Source organism: Sphingopyxis sp., from assembly GCF_035565275.1.
Classification (GTDB): Bacteria; Pseudomonadota; Alphaproteobacteria; order Sphingomonadales; family Sphingomonadaceae; genus Sphingopyxis.
The window spans coordinates 1-21,617 of sequence record NZ_DATMST010000215.1 but is presented as its reverse complement, the minus strand read 5'-3'; the positions used below and the strand labels follow the sequence as shown (position 1 = coordinate 21,617).

Here is a 21,617-nt window from a genome sequence, read left to right as displayed (position 1 = left end):
GAGGGACACTATCGGCATTTGCTAAAAGGAACATGGCTTGGCCTTCATCACGCTCGTGGCCTATGCTACGGATCAAGGGGGAACGACGCGTGTGCTGCGCCATCTGGCCGGCGGATTTGCCCAGGCGGGGCATCGGGTAACGGTCCTTTATTGCACATCGACGGGGCTGGCCCCCGACTGCGCCGGCGCGCCCGAACCGGGCGTCGAAACCCATGCCCTTACCGATCGACGCCCGGGCGGCCGCGCGTTGGGGCAGATTCTCACCTTCGCTGCCTATCGCCGCTGGTTACGGGATCATCGTCCCGACATCGTTCTGGCGACCGGCAACAACATCAGCTGGTTCGCCGCCCTGGGAGTGCTGACCTCCCGGCAACGCCCGCGCTGCTACATCAAGACAACCAATCCGATTATCCGCCAATCCGATGGCCTTTTGTCCGGCTGGCTGCGACGCGCGATCTATGGCCTTGTCTTTCGCCGTACGGACGGGGTGCTGACGTTGAGCGATGCGGAAACGGCGGTGCTTCAGGGCCAGTTTCCGGATGCGCGCAATCGTTTCCGCATGGTATATAATGCCTATCTGACCGACGCCTTCGCCGCGCCGCGGCGTGCACCGCGTGGCGAGGGCCCTATCCGGCTGCTCGGCGCGGGGCGACTGGCCGCGCAGAAGCGTTTCGATCGACTGTTGCGCGCATTTGCCGCCCTCGGTCCGGTCGATGCGCGACTGCGCATCGCGGGCGACGGCCCCGACCGCGAAACATTGGCCGCCCTGGCCGTCGAACTGGGCGTGGCAGACCGGGTGGAGATGATCGGCTACACTCAGGACATGCCGGCTCAAATGGCCGCAGCCGACCTGTTCGTCCTGTCATCCGATTATGAAGGGCTGCCCGCGGTGGCGATCGAGGCCTTGGCATCGGACCTTCCGATCGTGAGCACCGATTGTTTTCCCTGCGCGCGCGGGATGCTGACCGACCCGCCCGGCTGCGTCGTGGTCGAACGCACGACCGAAGCGCTGGCCGATGCGCTGCGTACATGGATCGCCGCGCCACCCGAGCGCGCCGATCTCAGGCGCTTCGCGCTTCCCTATTCCACGGCCAACGCCGTCGCGAGCCACCTCGCGGCGATGGGTGAAGGACACGACAATCATGGCTGACACCACCGCACTTCGCCTGATCGGCGGCAACGTGACGCCAATCTGGGGCATGAGCAACGCCGAGCGTGTACAGCGGCTGGCCGCGAAACTCGACGTCTCCGGACGCATCGCGCCGGATCATGTGTTGAACGCCAACCTCGCCTTTGCGTTCGATCCGTCACTCGTCGGCGAGGCGATCAAGCGTCCGGGGGTCGCGTTGACGATCAGCGGCGAACTGGTGCTGGGTGTCCTGCCGGCCGAAACCGATCCCGCGCGGCTCGACGGGGTCGAGCAACTGCCCCTCGAGGGCCGCAGTTTCTACAACGAACAGCTCCGCAAGCTGGAAACACCTTTTGCCGAACGTCTGACCCCGGAGAGTGCGCGGGGTATCGAGCGGAAGAGCTATTTCGGCGCGTATAAAGGCGTCACCGATGCGCTCACCAAATATCTTTGGCCCGAACTGGCGCTGTGGCTGACGCGCATCGCCGCGCGCATCGGCATGACGCCCAATATGGTCACCGCGATCGGCGCGGCGCTATGCGTCTATGCGACATATCTCTTCGCCTACGGCCATTACTGGACCGGGATGCTCGCCGGCTTCACCTTCATGGTGCTCGACACGGTTGACGGGAAACTCGCGCGCTGCACGATCACTTCGTCAAAATGGGGTAATGTCGCCGACCATGGCGTCGACCTGATCCACCCGCCTTTCTGGTGGTATTTCTGGGGCGTCGGGCTGGGCACCTGGGGACTCGCACTGGAAAATCAGACATTCCTGCTGGTCATGATCACAGTCGTCGCGGGATATATACTCCAGCGCGTGATCGAAGGATTGTTCATCAAGGATTTCGGCATGGACATTCATGTCTGGCGGAAATTCGACAGCCAGTTCCGCCTGATCACTGCGCGGCGCAACCCGAACTTCGCGATCCTCTTTTTCGCAACGCTGGCCGGCCGCCCCGACGTTGGCCTGATCCTGCTCGCATGGTGGACGGCCATCTCGCTCGTCGTCCACGCGGTGCGGCTGGTGCAGGCCTACGCGGTAAAGCGCTCCGGGAAACCCATCGTCAGCTGGATGGCAGAAGCATGAACGACACGATCAAAAAATTCGGGCACCCGGCAACGCTGATCGCCGAATACGACCATTGGCTTATATTGCTGCGCCCCGCCCAGCCGACACTTGGCGCGCTGGTGCTCGCGGCGAAATCCGAAGCCACCGCGTTCGGCGACCTGCCAGCCGAGGCACATGCCGGGCTAAAGGTGGCGACCGCAGCGATCGAGCGCGCGCTGATGCAAGCGGTCGGTTATGCGAAGATGAACTATCTGATGCTGATGATGGTCGACCCGCACGTCCATTTTCACGTGCTGCCGCGCTATGAGGGCGACCGTAGTGGTGCGGGGTTGACGGTGGGGGACGCCGGATGGCCCGGGCAACCCGACCTCGGACAAGCGATCAAGCTGGACGAAACGCAGATTGCCGCGCTCGTCGGCTGGCTCAAACCCTATTTCGCGTAACGGCCTTCGGCGGCCCATTTCGCGGTGAGCGCATCGGCGGCTTCCACATCCTGCGGGAAGTCAACTTCCTGCCACTCGAGCCCTTCGATCGACACAGTGCCGACGCGGTTGCCCTTCGCGATGATGTCGATCGCACGCAGATACCAGCGCTCGACCCCGTCCGGGGTGCGCATCATCTGATCGACCTGATTGCGGAAAATCGACGGCCCATCGCCGACGAAAGCAAGCATGCCGATCGACTCCGCGTTGGTATCCGGAGGCAACAGCCGCTTGCCGATGTGATGCAGGCGGCCTTCCCGGTCGCGGTTCACCTTCATATCGTCGTCGTCATAGTCCGCCTTGACATCGACGGTGACGTTGATCGGCTCGTTCGCGCCCGCGATCAGCTTCGCGACGATCTCGTCCGAGATAATGGTGTCGCCGTTCAGGATGATGAAATCGCGGTCCATCTCCTCGCGCGCGATCCAGCAAGTGCCAAGATTGTCGGCGACCTGGAAGAAGGGATTGAACAGGGTGCGGATTCGCGCGCCGGTGTCGCGGTAAAGCTGGAGCGCATGATCCTCGACGCGCTCGGTGCGAAAGCCGGTCACGACCACGATGTCCTTGATGCCGTTCGCGACGAGCGCCGCGACCTGCCAGCTGATCAGGCTGCGGCCGTTGAACTCGATCAGGCATTTGGGGATGTCGCGGGTCAGCGGCAGCAGGCGCGAGCCCTGCCCGGCCGAAAGGATGATGGCTTTATCGATGCTCATAGGGGCTGGCCTATAGCCCCTTCGCGCCGCGCGGCAAATATCGCTTCGATCAGCTCGATGTCGGCGGGCTTGTCGGCGTCGATACATGCCTCCGCCTCCGACATCGGCACGACCCGGACGTCGAGCCCGAAGCGCTGCCCGGCGCGGGCGACCCCCTGCTGGATCGTGAAGAGACGAAGCAGTGCGCCGATGAGCAACCATGGCCCGAAGGCGGCAACGATCTTGATCCCCTTTTTGCGGTCGCGTTCGATGCTACCCCAGAAGTCCAGCAAAGGCAGCACGCGGCGCCCGCGCAGCCGGAACATGTTCGCACCCGACCACCAGCCGCCGCGGAATTTGAGCCATGTCCGCTTCGACTGCGGATAGCGCGCAAGCAGCACATCGCGCTCGACCATCGCGACAGCGACATCGCTCTCCCCGGCGCCGTGCAGAAATTCGGCAATCATCGTTGGCGTCAGCAGGACGTTATCGGCCGTCGTGACGAACAGCGGATCGTCCCCCGGCGGCAGCGCAGCGGCGAGCGAACTGCTGATCCCCTGTCCCGAATCCGCAAAACGCAGTTCGGAAAAGCCGGCAAGCCCCGGCGCCGCGGCGAGTTCCGCGCTGTTCTGCGCCAGGATCGTGACGGGACCGACGAGCGGCGAGGCACGCAACGCCTTGACGACATGAAAGAGCATCGCCTGTCCCCCGACCGGCAGCAGCGCCTTGGTCGACACGCCGCTACCCGTCAGCAACGGGTCGGGGCCGGGGCGGCTACCCGCGAGGACGATCGCCGGGATCGGAGCGGTCATTGCGCGGCCTCCGTCCTGGATGCCGCCCGGCGACCCGTCACCCCGCGCAGGAAATCGGTCGCTTCGTCGAGCACCGGTCCGCGGCCGCGGAACGGCGCGGCGAGCGCCATCACAATGCCGGTATGTCCCATGCCCGGATAGACGCGCAGCACCGCCGATCCGCCCGCACGCTCGATCGCGGTGGCGAGGTTCTGGCTGTTGCGCGGACGCACGATATCATCTTCGTCGCCGCTCGCGAGCCATAGTGGCGGCGCATCGCCGCGCGCGAAATGGATCGGTTGGGTTTGCTCGATCGGGCTGACCTTGCCCATCGCCTTTTCGGCGCGGCCACCCTTTTCGAGCGGCAGGAAGTCATACGGGCCGGCGAGGCCCGCGACGCCGCGGATGATCGACGGATCGCTCTTCGCCGCGCGCAGCCATTGCGGGTCGAGCGCGAGCATCGCCGCATTATAGGCTCCGGCTGAATGCCCCATCAGCGCAACGCGGTCGGGATCGCCGCCGAGCTTTGCGATATGCTCGTGCGTCCACGCGACCGCCGCCGCACTATCGGCAAGGAAATCAGGCCATTGCGCCTTCGGCACCAGCCGGTAGTCGGGGATGACGACGACGAAACCCTGCTGCGCCAGCGCTCGCCCGACAAAACCATAGCTGCCCCGCTCGCCGCTGTCCCAGCCGCCGCCATAGAAAAAGACGGTGACCGGCAGCCGGCTGCCTTCCGTCGCGCTGTCGGGCACCCAGATGTCGAGCAGCTGACGCGGGCCGCGGCCATAGGGCTGGTCGGCCAGCAGCAAGCGCGCACCATCACCCTGTCCGAGCAGCCGGTCCGCCATGTTGAGCGATTTCGCGCCGCCCGCAACGACAAGCTTTGCCCCGCCGCCGAACAGCAGCACAAGCAACAGAAGCACGAAGAGGAATTTGATCAATCGCCGTCCCTTGAAACCCGCGCCGCCGTCCTTCGGCGCCCTACAGGGCGGTGACGCGGGGAACAAGACGGCTGCGCGATATCGATCGCCACCTTTTCCGCGTTCGTGCGTAGAAAGGTGCAATGACCAGCCATTTTTCTCGCCCCGCCCTTGTCTGCAACAGCCAGAGCGGCAGCCACGACGAAGCCGTTCTCGGCGAAATTACGGAGATCTGCCGTACGTCGGGAGCGCCGCTCGCCGCAACCTTTGTGCTGCCGGATGACGAAATCCCCGATACCGCCGAACTCGAACGGCGCGGTATCGACCTGCTGCTCGTCTGGACCGGCGACGGAACGATCAACGCGGCGGCGACGCGGGCTGCAGGTTGGAACGGCGCGGTCCTGCCGCTGCCCGGCGGCACGCTCAACCTTCTGTCGAAAGAGCTTCACGGTGATCGGCCAGTGCCCGAAATCCTGTCCGATGCGCTGCAGGGCAACGGCCGCCGGCGGCCAGTGCCTGTAATCCGCTCCGATGGCGGCGACGCCTTCATCACGATCGTCGCCGGCCCCGCGACGCGATGGGCCGAGGTGCGCGAAACGATGCGGCAGGACGGGCTGATCGAGGCGAGCCGGTCGGCGCCCGACGCGCTCGACGAGATGATGAACGCCCCGGGCGTCGCGGTTTCCGGGCATGGTCAGGCCTATCCGGCGATCATCCTCACCCCGACTGCGCACGGCATCCGCGCCGACGGAATATTGACCGAAGGTACGGCCGACGTGCTGCGTCATGGCCTTGCCTGGCTCGGCGGCGATTTCCGCGACGGGCCGAGCGAGGATATCGTGACGGGGGAAACGATCCTTCTCGAAAGCGAAGCCCCCATCAGCCTTGAATATGACGGCGAGCTCGGCGAGGCGAAATCGCCAGCAAGCTTCGAACTGGGGACGAGCGCCGTCGATTTCATCGCGACGGCATGACCCGGCTTTTCCATATCAGTGACCTGCATTTCGGACTCGAGGACCGTGCTGCGATGGACTGGTTCGCCGGTTGCGTGCGGCGCGAACGCCCCGACGCGGTTTTGATCACCGGCGACCTGACGATGCGCGCGCGCAGCCGCGAGTTCGCCGCGGCCTGCGACTGGATCGGCACGCTCGACGTGCCGGTGACGGTCGAGGTCGGCAACCATGACCTTCCCTATTTCAATCCGGTCGCCCGATTCTTTTATCCCTATCGCCGGATTCGCGGGATCGAGCGGCTTGTCGAGCGCGAGCTCGACCTCGCGGGCGTCGCGGTTGTCCCGCTCAAGACCACCGCGCGCGCGCAGTGGCGGTTCGACTGGTCGAAAGGATGGGTAACCGGCAAGGCACTGGAAAAGACGCTCGCCGCCATCGATATGCTGCCGCCGGGTACCGCCGTTCTCGTTACCGCACATCATCCGCTCGTCGAAGCGGGCACGAAGGGGCGCGCACTGACCCGCGGCGGCGAACGCGCGCTAGCGGCGCTGGCAAAGCGCGGCGTCGCCGCAGTGCTCACGGGGCACGTCCACGACGCCTTCGATCTTGTGAAAGAGACGGCCGCCGGTCCGATTCGCATGATTGGTGCCGGCACGCTGTCGCAGCGCATTCGTTCGACCCCGCCCGGCTTCAACGACCTTACCGTTGAAGGCGCAGCAATTTCGGTGCGGGTACGCAACCTCGAACATGTCCCGACCCCCGACATGCAGATCGACGATGTACCACCCGACGCGCTGCCGCCGCGCGAACCCGGGGAGCCGGTGGCTCCTGTCGCGGCCGTGCCGCCGGTCGACCCACCGGTGCATTGACGCCGCACCCCATTGACGCATCCCGGCGGCCCGTTAGGTTGCAACAAAAAACGGGATGAGGACTATGCTGACAAAAGGCGACGATTTTCCGTTGCACCAGACCAGCGAACCGATCGCGTTCGCCGGCACCGACCGCAATTTTTACGACCGCTATTTCTTCAACGGCTATTCGCCCGACGGATCGGTCTTCTTCGCCGCGGCGATGGGATTTTATCCGCAGCTCGGCATCGTCGACGCGAGCTTTTGCGTCATCGTCGAAGGGGTGCAGCACAACCTGCGCGCCAGCCGTCGTTCGGGCGGCGAGCGACTGAATCTGTCGGTCGGTCCGATCGCGCTCGACATCGACGTCCCGCTCGAAATCGTCACGCTGCGTATCGCGCCGAATGACGGGCTACTCGCGGGCGAGTTGCGCTTTGCCGGCCGCCATTTCCCGATCGAGGAACCACGCTTCATCCGCCGCAACGGCACACGCCTGTTCATGGACTACACGCGCATGACGCAGAACGGCCATTGGTCGGGCTGGCTGTCGGTCGATGGCCGGCGCGTCGATGCCAATGCCGACTGGGCGGGAACGCGCGACCGCAGCTGGGGCGTCCGCCCCGTCGGCGCAAGCGAGCCGCAGCCGCCGCCCGAGGGCAATTTCAACCAGTTCTTCTGGTTGTGGACCCCGTGCAATTTCAACGGCAGCTCGCTTTTCTTCCACAGCAACGACGATGGCGCGGGCAATCCGTGGAACCGCCGCGCCGTCATCATCGGCGATGGCGGGACCGAGCGCCATTTCGATAGCGCGACTTTCGGCGCCGAATGGCAGGCGGGAACGCGGCGGATCGCGAAGATGACCGCCGATTTCGGCAACGACCGGTCGCTGACGCTGACCCCCGCAGGGCCGGTTTTCGCGATGAGCGGGCTTGGCTACACCCATCCGGCATGGGGCCACGGCCTCGATCACGGACCCGAACTTGCCGTTGCGCACGACAGCCTGTCCGAAACCGGGCGCGGCTGGGGCAACCCGCTGGCGATGCACATCCAGGCCCTGGTCACCGCCGAACTCGTCGACGGCGACAGTGTCCATCACGGCGCCGGAGTGCTGGAACAATTGTTCGTCGGACCGCATGAACCGACCGGCCTTGCCGGCCTTATGGACCCAGCGCCTTGAGCTTTCCGACTTCGCCCGATGCCATGTCGCCGGCATGGCTTGCGGAAAAACTGGGGCAAGAGCCCGAAGCGCTACGCAGCTTCACCGCCACCCCCGTTGGCACCGGGCAGATGTGCGACAGCTTTCGCCTCACGCTCGACTGGGCGGAACCGGTTGGGGGGCCCGCCAGCGTCGTCGCAAAATGCCCCAGCCATGATGAGGCGAGCCGCAACATTGCGAAACTGACCGGCACCTACGTCAAGGAAGTCAGCTGGTACCGCGAACTGGCGGCGGGCAGCGGCGTCGCGGCGCCGCATTGCTACCATGCCGACATCGCGGACGACGATGTCGATTTCGTGCTGATCCTGTCCGATCTCGCGCCGGCGCGGCAGGGCGACCAGCTTGCCGGAACCGCCCTTTCGGGTTTGCTCCCTTGCATCGACGCCGCCGCGGGCCTGCATGCGTTGCTCTGGGACGATCCGCGGCTCGGGACATTGCCCTGGCTGTCGCGGGACAATGGCGACCTCATCCGCACGCTCTTTCCGCAATTCTACCTTGGTTTCCGCGAACGCTATGCGGCGCGTCTCGACCCGGCGGTGCTCGACCTCGGCGCCGGAATCGTCGACCGGCTCGACGCCTATCTGGCACGCGAGCCCGCGGCGCGCACGATCGTTCATGGCGATCTCAGGATCGACAACATCCTCTTCGCGCCCGACGGCGGGCGCTGCTGGCTGATCGACTGGCAGACGCTGGGGCGCGGCAGCGGCGCAGGCGACCTGGCCTATCTGGTTGGCACCAGCATCGCGGATCCCGCCGAGCGCGCGGCAGCCGACCGGCCCGCCTTCGATTGCTGGATCGCCGCGCTCGACCGGCGCGGCGTCTCGCCGGACGAGGCCGGGCTGTGGACCGACTACCGGATCGGCGCCTTGAGCGGCTATTTCATGGCGGTCTTCGCGTCGATGAGCGTCGAGCGCACCACGCGCGGCGACGAGATGTTCGCGGTGATGGCCGAACGGCCGGCACGACAGGCGCTGGCGCTGGAAAGCCTCGACCTGCTGTAGCCAGGGTATACGAAAAGGGCGGCCCGTTGCCGGACCGCCCTTCCCTTCTCCGTCCGTCGACGGAAAAAGCGTATTAGCGCTTCGAGAACTGGAAGCTGCGGCGGGCCTTGGCCTTGCCGTACTTCTTGCGCTCGACGGCGCGGCTGTCGCGGGTCAGGAAGCCAGCCGTCTTCACAACGCCGCGAAGCGCGGGTTCGAAACGGGTCAGCGCCTGCGCGATGCCGTGCAGCACGGCGCCAGCCTGGCCCGACAGACCGCCGCCCTTGACGGTCGCGATCACGTCATAGGCACCGACGCGGTCGGTGAGGCCGAACGGCTGGTTGATGACGAGACGCAGCGTCGGACGCGCGAAATAGGCTTCCTGGTCGCGGCCGTTGACGGTGATCTTGCCCGTGCCGGGCTTGACCCATACGCGGGCGACGGCGTCCTTGCGGCGGCCGGTCGCATAGGCGCGGCCCTGCTTGTCGACGATCTTCTCGCGCAGCGGCGCGTTCGAGATCTGGGGAGCGACGGTGCTTTCGACGGCACCGGCGAGGTCCTTGAGATCGGTCATGGTCTGTTCGTCAGCCATTATGCACCCACCTTGTTCTTGCGGTTCATCGACGCGACGTCGATCACTTCGGGGCTCTGCCCTTCATGCGGATGTTCAGCGCCGGCGAAAACGCGCAGGTTGCGCATCTGCTGACGGCCGAGCGGGCCGCGCGGGATCATGCGTTCGACGGCCTTTTCGAGCACGCGCTCGGGGAAACGGCCTTCGAGGATCTTCGCCGGGCTCGTTTCCTTGATGCCACCGGCATAACCGGTGTGCTTGTAGTAACGCTTGTCCTGCAGCTTCTTGCCGGTGAACGCCACCTTCTCGGCGTTGATGACGATGACATTGTCACCGCAATCGACGTGCGGGGTGAACGACGGCTTGTGCTTGCCGCGCAGGATGTTGGCGATAATCGAAGCAACGCGGCCCACAACGAGACCCTCGGCGTCGATCAGCACCCATTTCTTTTCGACCGTCGCGGCGTTCGCCGATGCAGTCGTCTTGGTCAGCGCCTTCATGGCACGCTCCTTGACAGAGATGGACTAGGACGAACGGCACGCGCCGCCCGAAACAAACCGCGCCGCCTGATCCATGAAGGACTGAGCGGCGCTTCGGAGCGGGCCAATGACGCCAAACAACCGGAAAGTCAAGCATTGCGCGGCTTTCCTGACAGGTATTATGATACCCTCATATCTGGGGAGCCAGTTCCAGTGTGCGGACCTGCTCCTCGACCAGCGTCCGCGCATCGCCGCCAGCTTCGACGATCCAGCTCTGCCGCTGCTCGCGCATGACCAGCCCCGTTTCGGTATCGAGGGTCCACAGATTATCGATTTCCAGCGGCTGCGCACCGCCGCCGACCGCCGCAGAATCGCGCTCGACCTGCGCAATCGTCCGCAGCGCCCCCTCCATCGCCGAAACACTTGCGCCGTCCGCCTGCGCAGCGAACGAAATAGCCTCGTTGGCGGGAGCCACGAGCGCGCGGATGTCGGCGGTAGCCAGGTCGTCGCGCTGGGCCGGCGAAAGCGCAGCGAGCAACTGCGCGACCTGTCTCGCTTCGGGGCGACCGGCTTCGGCGCCAGCGGTCTGGGCGCGCACCGTCACCCGCTCCCACAGTCCCTCGGGATCGACAAGGGTGATATTGCTGCCATCGGGAGAGACCAGATAGGCCATCGCTTCGCCAACCAGCGGCTGCAACAGCAAGGTAAGCGCCCGGACCACCTCCGGCCGCGCATCCGAATCGATCCGCTGCAAAGCCGCCTCGAGACGGTAACCCCGCCCGGCACGATGCCATTGCAGCGCATAGACCAGCGAAAAACTGACGAGCGATCCGTCACGGCCGATACGGCGCGTCGTAACCCGATAAGTCAACGGCTGGCCGACGGGCGGGGCGAACGCGACTTGCCGGGATGCAGCCGCCGGCGTGTCGTCCGCCAAGGATGGCATCGGCAGGGCCGCGAGCAACAGCAATGCGCTGCCCAGCCACCCCGCCCGCATCATGTCTCGCGCCGGCCCAGCCGGTGCATCGCCGCCGCTGCGGTCGCGACGAGGATCGCGCCGGTCACCTGGTGCAGCACAGCGACCCACATCGAGACGCCCGACACGACGGTCCATATGCCGAGCAGCATCTGCGCCGCGACGACCGCGACCACCAGCCGCGCCTCGGTACGCGCGCCGTGTTTGAGGAGTGCCCGTGCGAGCAGCAACAGCGCGGCCGCGGCCACCCACGACCACCAGCGATGCAGGAAGTGGATCAGGAACGGATCGTTGGTGAACGCCAGCCATGCACCGCCCGCCCAGTCGATCCCCTCGGGCACGAAATGATCGTTCATCAGCGGCCAGCTGCTCGCCACATAGCCGGCGTTGAGCCCCGCCACCCATGCGCCAAGCAGCAATTGCACGAACAGGATGCCGATGACGCCCCATACGGTGCCCGTCAGCCGCGCCGGGCGCGCCGCCGGATTGCGCGCCAGTGCATCGAGATCGCGCGCGGTCCAAACCAGCCCTGCGAGAAGGAAAAGCGCCGTCAGCAAATGCGTCGCCAGCCGGAAATGGCTGACATCGACACGATATTCGAGCCCCGATGCGACCATCCACCAGCCGATTGCGCCCTGCAGGCCCACGAGCGCGGCGAGCGCAAGAAGCCGCCAGCCATATCCCGCCGGGATCGCGCGGCGCCATGCGAACCAGACGAGCGGAATCACCAGCGCCATGCCAACGAGGCGGCCCAGGATGCGGTGCAGCCATTCCCAGAAAAAGATCGCCTTGAAGCCGGCGAGCGTCATGCCGAGATTGATCTCTCTGTATTCAGGGATTTGCTTGTATTTTTCGAATTCCCTGACCCAGTCGGCTTCGTTCAGCGGCGGCAATACACCCGAAACCGGGCGCCATTCGGTGATCGACAGCCCCGATTCGGTCAGCCGCGTGATGCCGCCCACCGCGACAACGGCGATCACGAGCAGCGCGACGGTCCAGAGCCAGCGTGCGAGCGCCGCCGGACGCGGGGCGCCGGTGGTGCGATCGATGGCGGAATTGAGCGAAACTTCGGTCATCGCCGCCCTATCGTCGCTTGCCCTGCGATAGGCAAGGGGGCGGAATGACCTACCCGGGTAAAATTCATGGCCCCGACAGGGGTCGCTTGGTAACAGGCAGGCATGCGAAATCTCGGCGCTTGCCTCCTTCTCTCGACGCTCGCGCTACCGCCTGCACCGGCGGCCGCGCGCGATGCGGCCTATTACGCCGCGCTTGCGCATCAGGAGACGCGGCTTGCGACCATTTCGTACCGGTTGACGGCCGCGAACGCTGGCTGGTGCCCTGAAACCGTGCCGCAACCGGGATGGATTCTTGGTGACTTGCGCCGGTTCGAACAAGGCGACCGCGCCGCCGCGAGCGAGACCTACGGCGACGCCGATGGACCATTCGTCGCGGCCGTCGCCCCCGGCTCACCCGCCGGGCGCGCCGGACTGGCGCGCGGCACCCGGATCGCCGCGATAAATGGCGAGGCGATCGCGCCGCCCGGCGACGAGCCGACGATCCGGATCGACACAGTCATCGTCAAGGTCGCCGCGCTCGACCCCGCTGCCGCATGGACGATCACCGATGCTGGAGGACGTCTCTACCAAATCCCTCCGGCGCCGGGTTGCGCGAGCGCCTTCCGTATCGAGCTGCGCGGGGCGCAGGCGGCGGCAAACGGAATGCTCGTGCGCCTGACGTTAAAGCTGGCGCAATCGATCGACGACGACAACGAACTCGCCGCTGTCGTCGCGCACGAGCTGGCCCACAATATCCTGCGCCACCGCGCCCGGCTGGGCTCCAACCGGTCGGCGTCGCGCGTCCGGCAGACCGAGTTCGAGGCCGACCGGCTGTCGGTATGGTTGATGACGGGTGCCGGCTATGATCCCGCCGCCGCGATCCGGTTCTGGGATCGCCACAAGCGCCCCCTGATCCGCGATGCCTCGCATCCGCCGCGCAGCGAGCGCATCGCGGCGCTGGAGGGCGAGATGGCGGCGATGCGGACGGCGCGCGCCGCCGATCCCGCTGCGCATCCGGCATGGATCGATACACCGCCGCCCTTGGAATAGCCCCGCGCGCACCCTATTTCATCATCCTTCCGTTTCTCCCCAACAAGGACAGAGCCATGACCCGTGAGACCGCCATCTTCGCCGGAGGCTGCTTCTGGTGCACCGAAGCCGTGTTCCAGTCGCTGGACGGTGTCGACGGCGTCGAAAGCGGCTATATCGGCGGCACCGTTCCCGACCCGACGTACAAGCAGGTTTGCGGCGGCGAGACCGGCCATGCCGAGGCGATCCGCATCGCCTTCGACCCGGCCATCATTTCCTATGACGACCTGCTCGACGTCTTCTTCGCGACGCATGATCCGACGCAGCTCAACCGCCAGGGCAATGATATCGGCACCCAGTATCGCAGCGCGGTCTTTCCGCTCGATGCCGCACAGGCCGATGCTGCGCGCGCAGGGATCGAACGCGCGGGCGCCGAGTGGCCAGCGCCCATCGTTACCACGATCGAAACCGCGTCCGACTGGTATCCGGCCGAGGACTATCATCAGGCCTATTGGGAGGGAGAAGGCCAGCGCAATCCCTATTGCATGGCAGTCATCCCGCCCAAGCTCGCAAAGCTGCGCAAGGGGTTCGGCGACCGCTTGCGTACCGACTGAGGGCTCGCACGGACATCCCGGCCACTGTGGCAATAAGGCTGCATGACGTCGCTTTTCATTGACTTTCCAGTTGTTTTGTCTAGCGGACGCCCCTTCGCTGGGGCAGGATGCCCCGAGACGCAGTTGGGGGTCGCTGCCGGGTGCTGGCATCGCTGTTTCTGATTGGCGCGTTGTTCACGACGCCCCAGATGTCGGTCCAGGCCGCAAGCCAGACGGTTGTCGAGGACGGCTCGGGCGGAATGACCCGCGCCGTCAACCGGATGATCGGCGGCATCGCAAGCTATGTCCGCTGGCCCGACGGATCGGCGGCAAGCACGCGCGTGATGTGCCTTGTCGGAACGCCGCGATTGACCGACCGGATGGCGCCTGACATCCCCGGCCCGGGCTCGATCGCCGTTCGCCTCATGAACGCGGCGACCGCGACCGACCGCACCGATTGCGATATCCTGTTCCTTGGCAAGATGCCGGTCGCCGACCGGCGGCAATTGATCGCTTGGGTACGCGGACGCCCTATCCTGACGATCACCGACGACGATGCCGCCTGCATTTACGGGGCCATGTTCTGCCTCAACAACAAGGCGGCGAGCCTCAGCTTCTCGGTAAATCTCGACGCCATCGGACGCGGCCCGCTCCGGATCGACCCGCGCGTGCTCCGCATCGGCGGCGGTGGAGGGTCCTCATGACCGCGCCGAACCAGCCCCGCATCGCCGAACGGATTGGCCCGCGCACCACGCTGCAAAAGCTGCTGTCGCGTTTTCATTTCGGTATTACGCTGTTCGCTGTGGCGCTGTCCGGCCTTACCATCCTGCTCGCCGGGGTGACGGCGCTGCGCGGCTATGCCGACCGCAATATGGAACTGGCGGCGCAGCTCGGCGCCTATGGCGTCGAACCGGCACTGGTGTTCAACGATCCGCACGCGGTCCGCGAGGGGCTCGAGCCGCTGACCCGCATTCCCGGCATCGCCCGGCTGCGCGTGCTCGACGATCGCGGCCGGCCGCTCACCCAGTGGACATCGCCGGTCGCCGACCCCGCCCCGGTGCTCACCCGCATCTTCTTTCCGCGCCCCTTCGCGGTATCGGTCCAGCGCAACGGGTCGCCGATCGGCACGATCGAGGTATGGGGCGACAGCTCGACCCTGATCGACTATGTCCGTATCGGATTGCTCGCCGGGCTCGGCTGCCTCTTCATCACCGCGCTCGGCACGATCTTTCTTGCCCGGCGGTTCGAATATGAGCTGGTAAAACCGCTCAACGAGATCGCCACCGTCGCCCACGACGTGCGCCTGCACCGCCGGTTCGACAAGCGCGTCCAGCCGCTCGGCATCGCCGAACTCGACCGGCTGGGCGGCGATATCAACGCGCTGCTCGACGAATTGCAGGGCTGGCAGGGACATATGGAAAGCGAGCATGCGCTGCTCGCGCACCGCGCCTCGCACGACACGCTCACCGCGATGCCGAACCGCGCCGCCTTCGACGAGCAGCTGGCAGAGCGTATCGCGGCGGCGACGGCTCATGGCGACCGCTTTGCCCTGCTTTTCATCGACGCAGACAATTTCAAGGCGGCGAACGACAATTTCGGCCATACCGCGGGCGACACCGTGCTCGTCGCGATGTCGACATGCATCAAGGAAACGCTTCGCAAGGGCGATTTCGCGGCGCGGATCGGCGGGGACGAGTTCATCGTCCTTATCGACCCGCTCGACACCGAAGCCGTTCCCGACCAGCTTGCGAACCGGATTCGCGCCTGCGTATCGCAGCCCATCGCGCTGCCGGGAGGCGAAACCTATCGCGCGGCGGTCAGCGTCGGCGTCGCGGTCTTTCCCGATGACGGCGACAATGCGACCGCGCTGCTCACCGCCGCCGATGCCGCGATGTACAGCGACAAGATGACCAACCGTTCCAGTTGATGACCAACGGAGAGACGCCGTGACTTTCGAATTCCCCCGATCGATCCGAATCCTTTTCCTCGCAGGCTTCGCCGCGCTGCTCGCCGCGTGCCAGAGCGTGCCGCCCGTCACCGGCTTTACGCCCGAACAGGTTGCCGTCCTCCAGTCACAGGGTTTCGTCGAAACCGGGGCCGACTGGACGCTCAGCATGCCCGAACGGCTGCTCTTCCCGTCGAACGAAAGCAGCGTGTCGCCCGACCAGCAACAGCGTATCAGTGATATCGCGCAGAAGCTCGTTTCGGTGGGTATCGCGACCGCGCGGGTCGAAGGTCACACCGATTCGACCGGGACCGCCGCTTATAATCTGGCCCTCTCGCAGGCCCGCGCACAGGCGGTGGCTGCGCCGATGCAGGCCGGCGGCATGCAGTTCACCGCCGACCAGATCGTGGGGCGCGGCGAATCGGTGCCGATGTCGAGCAACGCCACAGTCGAGGGGCGTCAGGACAACCGGCGCGTCGTCGTGATCGTCACGCCGCAATAGGCCGCTGCGACAACGGCCTTCCCGGCTTTTCTTGACGGGCGTTCGCGGCTAAGTCGTCGAACATGAAACCGATCCGCAAAGCCGTCTTCCCCGTTGCCGGCCTCGGCACCCGCTTCCTGCCCGCGACCAAGGCGATCCCCAAGGAAATGCTGCCCGTCGTCGACCGGCCGCTGATCCAGTATGCGGTCGACGAGGCGCGCGAGGCAGGGCTCGAGCAGATGATCTTCGTCACCGGCCGCGGCAAGAGCGCGATCGAGGATCATTTCGACGTCGCGTTCGAACTTGAAAAGACGATGTCGGAACGCGGCAAGGATCTGTCGGTGCTCGAACCGACGCGGCTCGGCCCCGGCAATTGCGCCTATGTCCGGCAGCAGGAACCCCTGGGCCTCGGCCACGCGATCTGGTGCGCGCGCGATATCGTCGGCGACGAGCCTTTCGCCATCTTTCTTCCCGACGAATTCATGCACGGATCGCCCGGCTGCATGAAACAGATGGTCGATGCGTATAACAAGGTCGGCGGCAATCTGATCTCGGTCATCGAAGTGCCGCGCGAACAGGTATCGAGCTACGGCGTGATCGCGCCCGGCGCCCGCGACGGCGCGCTGACGGAGGTCACCGGTCTCGTCGAAAAGCCGGCGGTCGACGCCGCGCCATCGAACCTGATCATCTCGGGCCGCTACATCCTCCAGCCCGAGGTGATGCGTGTCCTCGAGGGACAGGAAAAGGGCGCGGGCGGGGAAATCCAGCTGACCGACGCGATGGCGACGATGATCGGCAACCAGCCCTTCCACGCCGTGACCTTCGACGGCGCGCGCTACGACTGCGGATCGAAGGCGGGCTATATCCAGGCCAATCTCGCCGTCGCGCTCGCACGCCCCGACATGGCCGACGAAGTTCGCGCCTTTGCGATCGACTTGCTGAAATAGAACCGGCGGCGGCTTTACGCCCCCGCCGGCATGGCGATCATTCGCCCTCGATATTCGGTTTCGGGAAGCTGTCGGCTCCGAGTGTCTTGTAGAGCAGACCGCCCACCACGCCGCCGATGATCGGCGCGACCCAGAACAGCCAGAGCTGTTTGAACGCCAGCCCGCCGACAACAAGCGCGGGACCGGTGCTGCGCGCCGGATTGACCGACGTGTTGGTCACCGGGATCGAAATCAGGTGGATCAAGGTCAGGGCAAGGCCGATCGCGATCGGCGCGAAGCCCGCGGGGGCGCGGCCGTCGGTCGATCCCATGATGATCCACAGGAAGAAGGCGGTCAGCACGATCTCGATAAGGAAACCCGACCAGATGTCATAGCCGCCCGGCGAACCTTCACCGAAGCCGTTGGCCGCAAGACCATTGGTCGCGAGATCATAAGCCGGGCTGCCGCTGGCAATATAAAAAAGCAGGAACGCCGCAACGATCGCGCCAAGCACCTGCGCGACGACATAGAGCGGGATTTCGCGCGCATCGAAACGCCCGCCCGCCCACAGCCCCACGGTGACCGCGGGATTGAGGTGGCAACCCGAAATATGGCCGATCGCATAGGCCATGGTGACGACCGTCAAACCGAAAGCGAGCGAAACGCCGAGCAATCCGATACCGACATCGGGGAACGCCGCGGCGAGCACCGCACTGCCGCAACCGCCGAAGACAAGCCAGAACGTGCCGATAAATTCGGCCAAACCCTTTTGGACATTCGTCATGATGACCCTCCTCCCCGCCGACGGCCACGGACGCCTCCGGCGCGAACGTCATCCTATCAGGGCTGCGCCATCGGGCAACCCCTTGCGAAACACGGCAAATTCACGCGATCGCAACCGCTTCGACGAAGTCGCGCGCGCGCCGGTCCAGCGACAGCGCCGCTTGAGACAAGCCGGCGGATAATTGGCCGAGCGCCTGGGCATCGTCACCGACCGCGGTCGCTCCGCGTCCGATCTCGTGGACCCGCGCGTCGATTTCGCGGCCCGCGAATACCGCTTGCTCGACATAGGTCGCGATCGTCAGAGTCGTCGCGCTCTGTCCGTCGACGGCACGGTCGATTGCGTCGGAGAAATCATTGTTGGCGTCGATCGCCTTTTCGACCTCGGCAAAGCCGGCAGCGACCTGCCCCACGATATCGCGAATCCTGTCGACATATCGGGTGATGTCGCCGGCCGCGACGCGCGTCTGGCTGGCCAGCGTCTTCACTTCGGATGCGACGACCGCGAAGCCGCGCCCCGCGTCGCCCGCGCGCGCCGCCTCGATCCCCGCGTTGAGCGCGAGCATGTTCGTCCGGCCCGCCATATCGATGATCAGCGCGAGCATATGTTCGATTGACTGGCTCGCGGCCTTCAGCGCGGTCGCGCGTTCGCTCGCTTGCCTGACCTTCTGATGCGCGTCGCCGCGGACCGCGCGGGCGCGCGATCCATCGTCGACGATCCGGGTCATCGTGGCGGCAAGCGCATGGCCGCGATCGCCGAGTTCCTGCAAGCCCGCCAACGTCTGCGCGGTGGCACCTGCCACGGTCACCGCGTCGCGGCCCGTCTGACGCGCGCGATCGGACAGGGCGCCGGCGACCGCCTCGACCTTGCGTGCCATTTCGGACAATGCGGCGGTGAGCGCGGTGATGTCCTGCTGAAACTGTTGTCCGGCGCCGTCGACGCGCGCCGTCCGCGCCGCGCTCTCCTGCGCCAACTCGACTTCGCGCAGCATCGCGAGCTTGGCAAGCTGACCGCTATCGAGCGTTTCGACGAACCGCCCGCCATCGACCAGAATGAGCTCCTCCTGTCCTGACGATCGCGCCGCGATGCGCAACAAGTCGGTCGTCGATCGCGACACATCGGCGGTCGGGCAAGGCTCGATCATCGATGCGATCGACCCGCCGATCGTCGGATTCTGCATCAGCGAGAACCAGAACGGACAAAAGAGCAATTCGCGCACCCGCTGTTCGCGAATGATTCCGACCGGCCGTTTCTCGCGATCAAGCACCGCGAGCGCCCGCAATTGGGGATTGCCGCGAAACAGGTCGATAACCTGCGACAAATGGGCGTCTGCGCCGATCGCCGCCGCATGGCCCGATGCGGGAGAAAGGGCGTGGTCTATGGCGTTCATCCGTCTCTCTTCCGGCAGCGGCGATGGTTCGTGCCTCGCCCTACGCGTCTGTGGTAAACACGAATTTAACCAATTGTTTCAGTGATGTGACACGCGGCGTTGGCGATGATCGCTCCATCGCAACATCCTGTTCAGATCAAGTCGATTATGCGATGAGGCGGGTGTCCGCGAGGAGAAGGTTTATGCGCATTATCATTGCTGCGGCCTTGACCGCACTGCTGCTCGCAGGGTGCGTCAGCGCGGTCAAAACAGTCGTGACGGCGCCGGTGAAGGCGGTGGGTCAGGTTGCCGACTGGTCGACAACCAGCCAGGAGGAATCCGATCGCAATCGCGGGCGCGAACTGCGCAAGCGCGAGGAGCGCGTCGGCAAGCTGTCGCGCGACCGCGACAAGGCGGCGCAAAAATGCCAGCGCGGCAACGCCGAACAATGCCAGCGCGCGCAGGTACTGGAGCATGAGATCGAGGCGGAGATGGCAGCGCCTTATTGAAGCGCTGCGGCATCGGTCCGCTATCTCACCCGCCGGCCCGTCCAGACGACGCGCCCGACAAGCTGGATCGCCGACATCGGCAGGTCGTCCCAGCTGCGATAATGCGGATTGTCGCTGATCACCGAAATCCGGCCTGGTCCCGGCGCGCGCGCGACGCGCTTCACCATCAGCACATCGTCCATCCGCAGCACATAGATGCCGTCGCGCAGCCTCGCCGCGGCATCGCCGCCATCGACCAGTATATCGTCGCCATCGTCGAGCGTCGGCGCCATCGAATCGCCTTCGACGCGGATGATGCTGAGCGCGCGTGGGTCCGCGCCCAGACCGCGCAGCCATTTGGGGTCGAACGCCACCTCGCCTTCCACCGCCTCGCCGTCGACACTGGCGCCCGCCCCTGCCGACGCGCCGATTGCGAGCTTCGGCACCAGCACCATGCCGGGCCCGCGCAACCGAGCCGCACTCGCGACACGCTGGACCGGCCCGCCCAGCATCGCTTCGGACACGCCCAGATAAGCGGCGATGCGCGCGCGATCCTGCTCGGCCAGCCGCCGCGGCGAACCGCGCTTGATATATTGCTGGATATAGGCCGGGTTGCGCCCGATCACCTGCGAAAGGCGCGCATAATCGATGCCCTTGTCGGTCAAGAGACGGTCCAATGCGGCGCGTGGATCGTGGACGGGTTCGGTCATAACGGTCGCTGGGGCTGGTCCTTCCTATTTCGTTCCTAGCAAGCGGATTTATCCTAGACAAGTAGGAAAACGAATATCAAATAGGAAATATCCTATCGGGTGAGTCGCCCGGTTTTCATTGCGATCTGGGAGGAAGATATGGAGCGCAGCCTGTTGCAACGGATCGAGGCCTTTCTGAAGGAATCGGCGATGCCGCCGAGCGTCTTCGGCCGCGCTGCGGTGCACGATCCGCGTCTGGTCAGCGACTTGCGCGGCGGGCGCGAACCGGGGCTTCGCCTGATATGCCGTGTGGAACATTTCATGAACAAATGGCGTGCTGATCGTCGCGCGGGCCATGTTGCGCCTGAGGGGGATCGTCGTACCCGCGCCGCGCGCGGCCTTGATGTGAGGGTGGAGGCATGATGCGCTGGTCCCCTGCCCTGCCGCCGCGCCCCGGTTGCCCGCACCGCCGCATCCGCTTTCTGCTCGCGCGCGCACTTCCCGCCGGCCTGAGCCTCGGCGCATCGACCTTTCGCCCGTGGGCAAGCGCGAGTTTCGTGGGCGCGCGCCACCTGTTTCCGTGCGATCTTGCGACGGGCGAGGTCGCCCCTACGGGAGCGGCGCTACAGGCAGAACTGAACGCGGCCGAATGGGCGCTGCCGGGCCACATCGTCGCTGACATAGCGGTCGAACCCGGTGCGGGCCCGGGCACGCTGCGGATCGAGATTCTGACGGTAGAAGATTAGTCGGGGTCAGCCGACCGACTGGCGGGTCATCCGTTGCAGCGTGCTCAGCGCGGCTTCCAGTGCCAGGTCGACTTCGGGTTCGCTATCGGGGCTGGTGCCCTCGGGCACCGGAATCGCGGTCGTCACAGCGGGAACGCCGGGATCCTGCCGCCGGCGCGCAAGGCCTGCCTCAAGCCGCGCGACCATCGCCCCCAGCGAATTGTCTGCCGGGTCGGGCATAACCGGCCCGGTCACTTCGGCGGGTTGCAGCCAGGGTTCATCGCTCGCTTCGACCTCGCCCCCGGGTGCCAGATCGGCGAGCACCAGCTCGTCCACCGCTGCCTCCGCAGGTTCACCCGGCCACGAGGCGGGCGCGGCCGACTCATCGGCGAAAGCGCCATCCACGGGGCCAAGCCCGCCCGCAGGC

General features: G+C 65.7%; 26 protein-coding genes and 1 pseudogene. 16 read left to right on the top strand and 11 right to left on the bottom strand.

Annotated features, from left to right (window positions below; all coding sequences use genetic code 11):
- Positions 1-37 precede the first annotated feature (37 nt).
- From VN047_RS15010 to VN047_RS15000, 3 genes are read left to right on the top strand one after another with little or no spacing between them, the layout of a single operon-like run.
- Positions 38-1,150 (top strand): glycosyltransferase, encoded by a 1,113-nt coding sequence (locus tag VN047_RS15010; RefSeq protein ID WP_325544022.1) that lies wholly within the window; start codon positions 38-40, stop codon positions 1,148-1,150.
- Positions 1,143-2,219, top strand: coding sequence for a CDP-alcohol phosphatidyltransferase family protein (locus VN047_RS15005; protein WP_325544021.1), 1,077 nt, complete (start codon positions 1,143-1,145; stop codon positions 2,217-2,219). The genes VN047_RS15010 and VN047_RS15005 overlap by 8 nt, the downstream gene beginning before the upstream one ends.
- Positions 2,216-2,644: an HIT family protein gene (locus VN047_RS15000; protein WP_325544020.1), complete on the top strand. Its 429-nt coding sequence runs from the start codon at positions 2,216-2,218 to the stop codon at positions 2,642-2,644. The genes VN047_RS15005 and VN047_RS15000 overlap by 4 nt, the downstream gene beginning before the upstream one ends.
- On the opposite strand, the gene VN047_RS14995 is transcribed toward VN047_RS15000, so the two are convergent.
- Genes VN047_RS14995 through VN047_RS14985 form a run of 3 tightly spaced genes read right to left on the bottom strand, consistent with a single transcriptional unit; the run spans position 2,632 to position 5,110 of the window.
- Positions 2,632-3,396 carry a phosphocholine cytidylyltransferase family protein gene (locus tag VN047_RS14995; protein ID WP_325544019.1) on the bottom strand — a complete coding sequence of 255 codons (765 nt, stop codon included), beginning with the start codon at positions 3,394-3,396 and terminating at the stop codon, positions 2,632-2,634. The genes VN047_RS15000 and VN047_RS14995 overlap by 13 nt on opposite strands.
- Positions 3,393-4,187: a nucleotidyltransferase family protein gene (locus tag VN047_RS14990; RefSeq protein ID WP_325544018.1), complete on the bottom strand. Its 795-nt coding sequence runs from the start codon at positions 4,185-4,187 to the stop codon at positions 3,393-3,395. The genes VN047_RS14995 and VN047_RS14990 overlap by 4 nt, the downstream gene beginning before the upstream one ends.
- The gene (locus VN047_RS14985) at positions 4,184-5,110 is read right to left on the bottom strand and encodes an alpha/beta hydrolase (protein ID WP_325544017.1); all 927 of its coding nucleotides are present in this window, start codon (positions 5,108-5,110) and stop codon (positions 4,184-4,186) included. Before VN047_RS14985 ends, VN047_RS14990 begins: the two co-directional genes overlap by 4 nt.
- A 122-nt stretch (positions 5,111-5,232) precedes the next feature.
- Here VN047_RS14985 and VN047_RS14980 point away from each other — a divergent pair, with 122 nt between their 5' ends.
- The 4 genes from VN047_RS14980 to VN047_RS14965 all read left to right on the top strand — a co-directional run bounded on the left by VN047_RS14980 (position 5,233) and on the right by VN047_RS14965 (position 9,104).
- Positions 5,233-6,063 carry a diacylglycerol/lipid kinase family protein gene (locus tag VN047_RS14980; RefSeq protein ID WP_325544015.1) on the top strand — a complete coding sequence of 277 codons (831 nt, stop codon included), beginning with the start codon at positions 5,233-5,235 and terminating at the stop codon, positions 6,061-6,063.
- On the top strand, positions 6,060-6,908 hold the full coding sequence (locus tag VN047_RS14975) for a metallophosphoesterase (protein ID WP_325544013.1): 849 nt from the start codon (positions 6,060-6,062) through the stop codon (positions 6,906-6,908). Before VN047_RS14980 ends, VN047_RS14975 begins: the two co-directional genes overlap by 4 nt.
- Before the next feature lie 64 nt (positions 6,909-6,972).
- Positions 6,973-8,064, top strand: coding sequence for a hypothetical protein (locus VN047_RS14970; protein ID WP_325544011.1), 1,092 nt, complete (start codon positions 6,973-6,975; stop codon positions 8,062-8,064).
- Entirely contained in the window at positions 8,061-9,104 is a 1,044-nt protein-coding gene (locus tag VN047_RS14965) for a phosphotransferase family protein (RefSeq protein ID WP_325544009.1), read from the top strand. The genes VN047_RS14970 and VN047_RS14965 overlap by 4 nt, the downstream gene beginning before the upstream one ends.
- A 73-nt stretch (positions 9,105-9,177) precedes the next feature.
- Here VN047_RS14965 and rpsI read toward each other — a convergent pair whose 3' ends face one another.
- The 4 genes from rpsI to VN047_RS14945 form a co-directional block, all read right to left on the bottom strand.
- A complete protein-coding gene (gene rpsI / locus VN047_RS14960) occupies positions 9,178-9,675 on the bottom strand; it encodes a 30S ribosomal protein S9 (RefSeq protein WP_325544007.1) in 498 nt (165 codons plus the stop codon).
- Positions 9,675-10,154, bottom strand: coding sequence for a 50S ribosomal protein L13 (gene rplM / locus VN047_RS14955; protein WP_325544005.1), 480 nt, complete (start codon positions 10,152-10,154; stop codon positions 9,675-9,677). The genes rpsI and rplM overlap by 1 nt, the downstream gene beginning before the upstream one ends.
- Positions 10,155-10,323: 169 nt before the next feature.
- Complete coding sequence (locus tag VN047_RS14950) at positions 10,324-11,133, bottom strand: hypothetical protein (protein ID WP_325544003.1); 810 nt, start codon at positions 11,131-11,133, stop codon at positions 10,324-10,326.
- Positions 11,130-12,185: a COX15/CtaA family protein gene (locus VN047_RS14945; protein ID WP_325544001.1), complete on the bottom strand. Its 1,056-nt coding sequence runs from the start codon at positions 12,183-12,185 to the stop codon at positions 11,130-11,132. The genes VN047_RS14950 and VN047_RS14945 overlap by 4 nt, the downstream gene beginning before the upstream one ends.
- A gap of 102 nt (positions 12,186-12,287) precedes the next feature.
- On the opposite strand from VN047_RS14945, the gene VN047_RS14940 reads away from it, so the two are divergent.
- The 6 genes from VN047_RS14940 (at position 12,288) to galU (ending at position 17,159) form a co-directional block, all read left to right on the top strand.
- Positions 12,288-13,214, top strand: a complete 927-nt coding sequence (locus tag VN047_RS14940; RefSeq protein WP_325543999.1) for a M48 family metallopeptidase — start codon at positions 12,288-12,290, stop codon at positions 13,212-13,214.
- A 56-nt stretch (positions 13,215-13,270) separates the two neighbouring features.
- Positions 13,271-13,807, top strand: a complete 537-nt coding sequence (msrA, locus tag VN047_RS14935) for a peptide-methionine (S)-S-oxide reductase MsrA (protein ID WP_325543997.1) — start codon at positions 13,271-13,273, stop codon at positions 13,805-13,807.
- Positions 13,808-13,995: 188 nt separating this feature from the next.
- On the top strand, positions 13,996-14,490 hold the full coding sequence (locus VN047_RS14930; protein WP_325543995.1) for a YfiR family protein: 495 nt from the start codon (positions 13,996-13,998) through the stop codon (positions 14,488-14,490).
- Positions 14,487-15,713, top strand: coding sequence for a diguanylate cyclase (locus VN047_RS14925; RefSeq protein ID WP_325543993.1), 1,227 nt, complete (start codon positions 14,487-14,489; stop codon positions 15,711-15,713). Before VN047_RS14930 ends, VN047_RS14925 begins: the two co-directional genes overlap by 4 nt.
- Positions 15,714-15,732: 19 nt before the next feature.
- Complete coding sequence (locus tag VN047_RS14920; protein WP_325543991.1) at positions 15,733-16,233, top strand: OmpA family protein; 501 nt, start codon at positions 15,733-15,735, stop codon at positions 16,231-16,233.
- 62 nt (positions 16,234-16,295) lie between these two features.
- Positions 16,296-17,159: a UTP--glucose-1-phosphate uridylyltransferase GalU gene (gene galU, locus VN047_RS14915; RefSeq protein ID WP_325543989.1), complete on the top strand. Its 864-nt coding sequence runs from the start codon at positions 16,296-16,298 to the stop codon at positions 17,157-17,159.
- A gap of 37 nt (positions 17,160-17,196) precedes the next feature.
- Here the strand turns inward: galU and aqpZ are convergent, their stop codons facing one another.
- Positions 17,197-17,922 carry an aquaporin Z gene (aqpZ, locus tag VN047_RS14910; RefSeq protein WP_325543987.1) on the bottom strand — a complete coding sequence of 242 codons (726 nt, stop codon included), beginning with the start codon at positions 17,920-17,922 and terminating at the stop codon, positions 17,197-17,199.
- 100 nt (positions 17,923-18,022) lie between these two features.
- Entirely contained in the window at positions 18,023-19,309 is a 1,287-nt protein-coding gene (locus tag VN047_RS14905) for a methyl-accepting chemotaxis protein (protein ID WP_325543985.1), read from the bottom strand.
- A 182-nt stretch (positions 19,310-19,491) separates the two neighbouring features.
- On the opposite strand from VN047_RS14905, the gene VN047_RS14900 reads away from it, so the two are divergent.
- Entirely contained in the window at positions 19,492-19,797 is a 306-nt protein-coding gene (locus VN047_RS14900) for a hypothetical protein (protein ID WP_325543983.1), read from the top strand.
- Positions 19,798-19,817: 20 nt separating this feature from the next.
- On the opposite strand, the gene VN047_RS14895 is transcribed toward VN047_RS14900, so the two are convergent.
- Complete coding sequence (locus tag VN047_RS14895; RefSeq protein WP_325543981.1) at positions 19,818-20,486, bottom strand: S24 family peptidase; 669 nt, start codon at positions 20,484-20,486, stop codon at positions 19,818-19,820.
- A gap of 138 nt (positions 20,487-20,624) precedes the next feature.
- Between VN047_RS14895 and VN047_RS14890 the strand changes: the two genes are divergently transcribed.
- On the top strand, positions 20,625-20,888 hold the full coding sequence (locus VN047_RS14890; protein ID WP_325543979.1) for a hypothetical protein: 264 nt from the start codon (positions 20,625-20,627) through the stop codon (positions 20,886-20,888).
- Positions 20,885-21,211 (top strand): hypothetical protein, encoded by a 327-nt coding sequence (locus tag VN047_RS14885; RefSeq protein WP_325543977.1) that lies wholly within the window; start codon positions 20,885-20,887, stop codon positions 21,209-21,211. Before VN047_RS14890 ends, VN047_RS14885 begins: the two co-directional genes overlap by 4 nt.
- A gap of 6 nt (positions 21,212-21,217) precedes the next feature.
- Here VN047_RS14885 and VN047_RS14880 read toward each other — a convergent pair.
- Positions 21,218-21,617, bottom strand: a pseudogene (locus VN047_RS14880) (hypothetical protein); the annotation flags it as partial.